We start from the raw sequence: 6,411 nt of genomic DNA, 5'->3' as shown, positions 1-6,411 counted from the left end.
GGGCCGCGGGCCGCGGGGGGGCGGGGGGGGGGGGGTGGGTTTGGGTGGGGGGGGGGGCCCGGGGGGTGCTGGGGGGGGCCCGGGCTGGGCGATCGGCGCGCGGTCCCCGCCCTGGCCGTCGCGCTGGAGAAACCGGAACTACCGCGGGAGGCGGCGTTCGCGGTGCCCTACCTGGGTGCGGCCGCGGCGCCTCTCGTACCGCTGCTGCGGCGCCGGCTCGCCGAGGTCGAGCTCGACGAGACGCTCTTCGACCGGGCCGGTCCACTGCTGCCCGCCCTGGAGGCGCTGCGTGCGGCGGAGGCACTGCCCGAGGTGCTCAGGGTGCTGCGGGGCGCCTCGGCCCGGGGCGGCGCATGGGTGATGGAGTCGGTGCTGGAGTCCGCCCTGCGGACCCTCGCGGCCTTCGGGCCCGCGGCGCTGCCTGCCGCGCCGCAGCTGCGCGCGCTGCTGGGCAGTACGAACCCCTCGGTGGCCACGGCCGCGGCCCGGGCGCTGTGGGCGGTCGCGGGCGACGACGCCGCCGCTGCCGTGCTGCCCCTGCTGCTGGAGCTGCTCACCGCGGACGGCCCGGACGAGCGCCGCTCGGCGGCCGCGGCGCTGGGCTGCCTCGGCCCACGTGCCGTGACTGCGGCGCCCGCGCTCCGCGCACTGCTCGGCTCGCGTGAGCGCTGGCTCCGGATGGACGCGGCGATCGCCCTGTGGCGGGTCACGAGGGAGGCCCGCGACGCCCTTCCCGTGCTGGCCGCCGCCTGGGAAGAGAACCGTTACGGCCGGGTCGAGGTCGCCGAGTGCCTGACCGAGATGGGCCCCGCGGCCACACCGGCGGTTCCGCTGCTGCGTGCGGAGCTCAGCCGCCCACGGCGGCACAACGTGCTCGACGGCGGTTCGGGAGCGCATGACATCGAACAGGACGAGCGGTTGCTGACGCTGTGCAGAAAGGCCCTGGCCAGCGGGGGCTGAGGACCGGCCGGGCACCCTGATCGACGTTGCCGACGCCGTTACACAACCGATGGATCACCGCAACAGCGGACAGATAGCCTCGAATGTCCCCATATGCCGTCAAACCGCTCGGCACTGACACGCCTCCGCATACTGTTATCGGCAAGTCAGAAAGTCCGAAAGACAGACCGGCCCGAGCCCCTTCTGATTCTGACGCGGAAGACGGCGTCGTCATGGCATCAGCGAGGAGCCAGCCCCGTGGAACCGTCCCGCACCGTCGTCGCCGCCACGTTCATGGCCGCGGCCGGCGTGGCGCTGCTGACCGGCTGCGGCGACGCGGGCGGCCTGGAGAGCGCGGGGGCGACCCCGAGGGCCGAGGGGCCCCAGCAGCTCTGGCCCGAGCTCCCCGACATCTCCGCTCCCCCGGTGGACTACGGGGAGAGCGACACCGCCCGCATCCCCGGCATCAAGGTGCCGGACGGGAACGTCCGGGCCGTGAGCCCCGTGAAGATCGTCCAGGCGGATGTGGCCGCCCACCCCGAGCAGATCACCGGCGCCGACGGGCTGTACCGGCAGACCGCCGACCAGATCCGCGACTGCGGCACGCAACCGAAGAGCTGCCCCGTACTCCAGCCGTACTACCGCGATCTCACCGGCGACGGGAAGGACGAGCTGATCGTCGCCATCAGGATGCCCGGGCAGCAGACCGCGATCCGGGTCTATCTCCCGGACAAGGACGGTGGGTTGACGCGGGTCATGACGTACTCGGACGCCATCGTCCGGGTGGAGCTGGCGGGCCGGGACCTGGTCACCCGCGCCGTGTCCGCGGGCATCCCGGGGTACGAGTACCGCACGGCCTGGTCCTGGGACGGCCGGCAGCACGCGATCCTGCCGACCCGCGACGAGATCATCCGCGTCAAACCGGCCACCCCGACGTCGACGCCCCCTTCCTCGCTCACACCCTCCCCCACCCCCACCTCGGATTCACCGAGCCCGGGGGGCACCCCGTGACCGCTCCCGGCGCCGGCCGGGCCCGGCTGCGCATGCCCGCCTGGACGGCGACGCTGGCCTGGAAGGCGGCGCTCTTCATCACCGTGATGTGCTGCGCGCTCGCCGCGCTGCTCGGCGCACTGGTCCATGCGTCCGTGACCCGTGAGACCGTCGATGACGCCCGCGAGAAGGCCCTCATCCGGCTCGAAGAGGTCACCCACGCGTACGAGGCGGGCGAGCCGCTCGGCGGCTACGGCGCCATCGACCCACCCGGACTCCCGGCCCGGCTGCGCGCGCTCGCCCTCTCGGGGCAGCGCGGCACGGTCGTGTCCGACTTCCGGGGCCGCCCCACCATGTGGGCCGCGGGCCCCGCCGACGGCCAGGCCATCGCCGTACGGGTCGACTACTCGGTCAGCGCCGACACGATCAGCAATCTCGACCGGGCCATCCTCGGCTCCTCCGTGCTCGCCATCGGGGCGACCCTGCTCGTGGGCGCGTTCGCGGTGACACGGGTGACCCGTAGGCTCCATCTGACCGCACAGGTGGCCCGGCGGATCAGCGCGGGCGACCTGGACGCGCGGGTCAACGACCCGCGCACCAAGGACCCGTCCCGGCCCGAGGACGAGGTCGCCACGGTCTCCGAAGCCCTGGACACCATGGCCTCCACACTCCAGGAGAAACTGCTCAACGAGCAGCGCTTCACCGCCGATGTGGCGCACGAGCTCCGCACTCCGCTGACGGGCCTGTCCGCCGCCGCCGAGCTGCTTCCGCCCGGTCGGCCTTCGGAGCTCGTCCAGGACCGGGTGCGCACCCTGCGCGCGCTGACCGAGGACCTGCTGGAGATCTCCCGTCTTGACGCGGGCGGCGAGACGGTGGACCTCGACATCCATGAACTCGCCCCGCTCACCGAGCGCGTCGTACGGTCCGTGCGCAGCACCGGCTGTGAGACCGAGCTGACGATCGGCAGGCAGGTGCGCGTGGAGACGGACCAGCGGCGGCTCGAGCGGGTGCTGGGCAATCTGATCACCAACGCCCACAAGCACGGCGCCCGGCCGGTCGTGGTGTCGGTCGACGGTCCGGTGGTGACGGTAAGGGACCATGGCGCCGGATATCCGCGGTATCTGCTGGAGCACGGCCCCCAGCGGTTCCGTACCGAGTCGGGCGGCAAGGGGCACGGCCTGGGGCTCACCATCGCCGTGGGGCAGGCGGCGGTGATCGGCGCGGAGCTGGAGTTCGCCAACGCGCCGGAGGGCGGAGCGATCGCCCGGCTGAGCCTGCCCGAGTACGCGCACACCGACCACGAGCCCGTTGACCCCCACCCCGGCCCGAACCCGGGCCCGCACGCCGATCCGAATCGGGGCCCGCGCCCCGGGCCGCGCCCTGAAGAACCCGACACCCCCTGAGTCCCCGGATAGGCGGACATAACACCCCCGCTTGCTACGTTGCCGGTCATGACCGCACCGGCAGCGGGCGCTCCCCCGCCCGCACTTCGTCTGCCGAAACGGCGCGGGGTCGAGCTCACGCTCCTCGTCAGCGCCGTCCTCATCTGCGTCTACGGCTACGCCGCCGTCGGCCTCAACCGGTCCGGAGCCGTCCCGCCCGACGCGGCCGCCTACGGCGCGGGCCTCGGCCTGCTGGCGCTGTTCGCCCATCTCGCCGTGCGCTTCAGGGCCCCGTACGCGGACCCGCTGCTCCTGCCGATCGCGGTCCTCCTCAACGGTCTGGGCCTGGTCCTGATCTACCGGCTCGACCTGGAGGCCCCCGGCGCCCCCGCCGCTCCCGCCCAGCTCGTGTGGTCGACCCTGGGGGTCGCCCTGTTCATCGCCGTGGTGCTGATGCTGCGCGACCACCGGGTGCTCCAGCGCTACGCGTATGTCTCGGTCGCCGCCGCCCTGGCCCTGATGCTCCTGCCGATCCTCTTCCCCCCGGTGAACGGAGCCCGTATCTGGATCCGGGTCGGCGGGTTCTCGTTCCAGCCCGGGGAGTTCGCCAAGATCCTGCTCGCGGTGTTCTTCGCCGCGTATCTCGCCGCCAACCGCAACGCGCTCGCCTACACCGGGCGCCGGATCTGGAAGCTCCAGTTCCCCACCGGCAGGGCGCTCGGGCCCATCGTCACGATCTGGCTGATCAGCGTGGGCGTGCTGGTGCTGGAGCGGGATCTCGGCACCTCGGCGCTGTTCTTCGGGCTGTTCGTGATCATGCTGTACGTGGCGACCGGGCGCACCGGCTGGATCGCGGTGGGGCTGCTGCTCGCCGGTGTGGGGGCCTTCGCCGTCGGCGCGCTCGAACCGCATGTGCGCGTACGGGTCCAGGACTGGCTGACCCCGTTCGCCTCCATCGACGCGGGGCTCGGGCCGAGCCAGCTCGCCCAGTCGCTGTTCTCGTTCGCCGCCGGGGGGATGCAGGGCACGGGTCTCGGCGCGGGGCACTCGACCCTGATCGGTTTCGCCGCCAAGTCCGACTTCATCCTGGCGACGGCGGGCGAGGAGCTGGGACTCATCGGGGTCAGCGCGCTGATCCTGCTCTACGGGCTGCTGGTGGCGCGCGGCTACGAGGCGGGGCTCGCCCTGCGCGACCCCTTCGGGCGGCTCGTCGCCATCGGGCTCGCCTCGATCATCGCGGTGCAGGTCTTCGTCATCGCGGGCGGGGTGACCGGGCTGATCCCGCTCACCGGGATGGCCATGCCGTTCCTCGCGCAGGGCGGGTCGTCCGTCGTCACCAACTGGATCATCGTGGCCCTGCTGATCCGCGTCAGCGACTCGGCCCGCGCCCCGCTGCCCGGGCCCGAGGACGGCGGCACCCCGGCACCGGCCGTGATGACCATGGCCCCGGGGAACGGCCGATGACCCGCTATATCCGCCGCGCCGCGCTCCTGTGCCTGGTCCTGCTGGCGGCGCTGCTGGTGAACGTCGTACGGCTCCAGCTCCTCCAGGCCGGCGAACTCCGCGACAACCCGGCCAACCGCCGTCCCCTCATCGCCCGTTACGCCGCCCCGCGCGGTGACATCGTCGTCGGCTCGCAGCCGGTCACGGGCAGCAAGGACACCCGGCAGCAGCTGCGTTACGAGCGCACGTACCGGAGCGGCCCCCTGTTCGCGCCCGTCACCGGCTACTCCTCGCAGCTGTACGGCACCACCCTGCTCGAACACACCGAGGACGAGTCCCTGGCCGGTACGGATCCGCTGCTCGCCCCGCTGCCCCTGTGGAACGAGCTCACCCGCTCACGGCAGCCCGGCGGCAGGATCGTCACCACGATCCGGGCATCGGTGCAGCGGGCCGCGTTCCAGGCACTCGCCGGGCGGCGGGGCGCGGTAGCCGCGATGGAGCCGTCGACCGGCAGGATCCTGGCGCTGGTCAGCAGTCCCTCGTACGATCCCGGGCTGCTCTCCGGGAACAGCGCGGAGGTGGTCGCCGCGTGGAAGCGGCTGAACACCTCGGCCACCCGCCCGATGCTCAACCGGGCCATCCGGCAGACCTATCCGCCCGGTTCGGCCTTCAAGATCGTGACAGCAGCCGCAGCGCTGGACGCGCGCGTCGTCACCGACCCCGACGCCCCCACGGACGCCCGCGACCCGTACATCCTCCCGGGCACCCGTACCCGCCTCCCGAACCGGGTGCCCCGCTGCGACCGGGCATCGCTGTCGTACGCGCTCCGGTACTCCTGCAACACGGTGATGGCGCACCTCGGGGTGAAGGTGGGGCTGGACAGGATGCGGGAAACGGCGGAGAAGTTCGGCTTCAACGACACGGGCCTGAGGATCCCCGCCCGGGTCGCCGCTTCCACCTTCGACCGCCAAATGAGCCAGGACCAGCTCGCACTGTCCTCCATCGGCCAGTTCGACACCGCCGCCACCCCGCTCCAGATGGCCATGGTCGCGGCAGCCGTCGCCAACGGCGGCGAGCTCCTCCGCCCCTACCTGGTGGACCGGACCACGACCCGCGCCGGCCACACCGTGCGCGCCGCACTCCCCCGCACCTACGACCGCCCGATGAACCCGGTCACCGCCCAGCTGCTCCAGCGGCTGATGATCCAGGCCGTCGAAAAGGGCGGCGGCCGGCACGCCGCGATCCGCGGAGTCCGGGTGGGGGGAAAGACGGGTACGGCCCAGCACGGCGTCGCCAACGCCGGTGTGCCGTACGCCTGGTTCATCGCCTGGGCCCAGAAGCGCGACGCGACCCGCCCGGCGATCGCACTGGCGGTGGTGGTCGAGGACGCGGAGGCGAACCGCGACGACATCAGCGGGGGCGGCGACGCGGCACCGATCGCACGGGTGGTGATCGAGGCGGCGCTGAAGGGGGGCGTGGCGTGAACCGGCCCCGTGCGACGGCCACCGCGGAGCGCCCCATCGTTGCGGCACCGCCGTGCGCGGCACGACCCTGGCTACGACTGTCCGCTGCGCCCGCCGCGCCGGTCGCCGCGGTCAGATCAACGTCGATCCGGCGCGCACCGGAAGGAACACCGCGCCGGACAACCCTGCCCTCC

At 73.1% G+C, this 6,411-nt stretch carries 5 protein-coding genes; all 5 read left to right on the top strand.

Translation table 11 applies throughout. The features are described from left to right. Positions 1–162: 162 nt before the first annotated feature. The 5 genes from ACFV6V_RS29195 to ACFV6V_RS29175 all read left to right on the top strand — a co-directional run bounded on the left by ACFV6V_RS29195 (position 163) and on the right by ACFV6V_RS29175 (position 6,238). Positions 163–960, top strand: coding sequence for a HEAT repeat domain-containing protein (locus ACFV6V_RS29195; protein ID WP_385570797.1), 798 nt, complete (start codon positions 163–165; stop codon positions 958–960). 273 nt (positions 961–1,233) lie between these two features. Continuing rightward, a complete protein-coding gene (locus tag ACFV6V_RS29190; protein ID WP_385570800.1) occupies positions 1,234–1,950 on the top strand; it encodes a hypothetical protein in 717 nt (238 codons plus the stop codon). A 32-nt stretch (positions 1,951–1,982) separates the two neighbouring features. Then, positions 1,983–3,332 carry an ATP-binding protein gene (locus tag ACFV6V_RS29185; RefSeq protein WP_385570799.1) on the top strand — a complete coding sequence of 450 codons (1,350 nt, stop codon included), beginning with the start codon at positions 1,983–1,985 and terminating at the stop codon, positions 3,330–3,332. Between the two features lie 48 nt (positions 3,333–3,380). Then, the gene (locus ACFV6V_RS29180; RefSeq protein ID WP_385570795.1) at positions 3,381–4,775 is read left to right on the top strand and encodes an FtsW/RodA/SpoVE family cell cycle protein; all 1,395 of its coding nucleotides are present in this window, start codon (positions 3,381–3,383) and stop codon (positions 4,773–4,775) included. Continuing rightward, complete coding sequence (locus tag ACFV6V_RS29175; RefSeq protein ID WP_385570794.1) at positions 4,772–6,238, top strand: penicillin-binding transpeptidase domain-containing protein; 1,467 nt, start codon at positions 4,772–4,774, stop codon at positions 6,236–6,238. The genes ACFV6V_RS29180 and ACFV6V_RS29175 overlap by 4 nt, the downstream gene beginning before the upstream one ends. Positions 6,239–6,411 lie beyond the last annotated feature (173 nt).

Source organism: Streptomyces sp. NPDC059828, from assembly GCF_042731955.1.
Lineage (GTDB): Bacteria > Actinomycetota > Actinomycetes > Streptomycetales > Streptomycetaceae > Streptomyces.
This window is presented reverse-complemented; position numbering and strand designations above follow the sequence as displayed.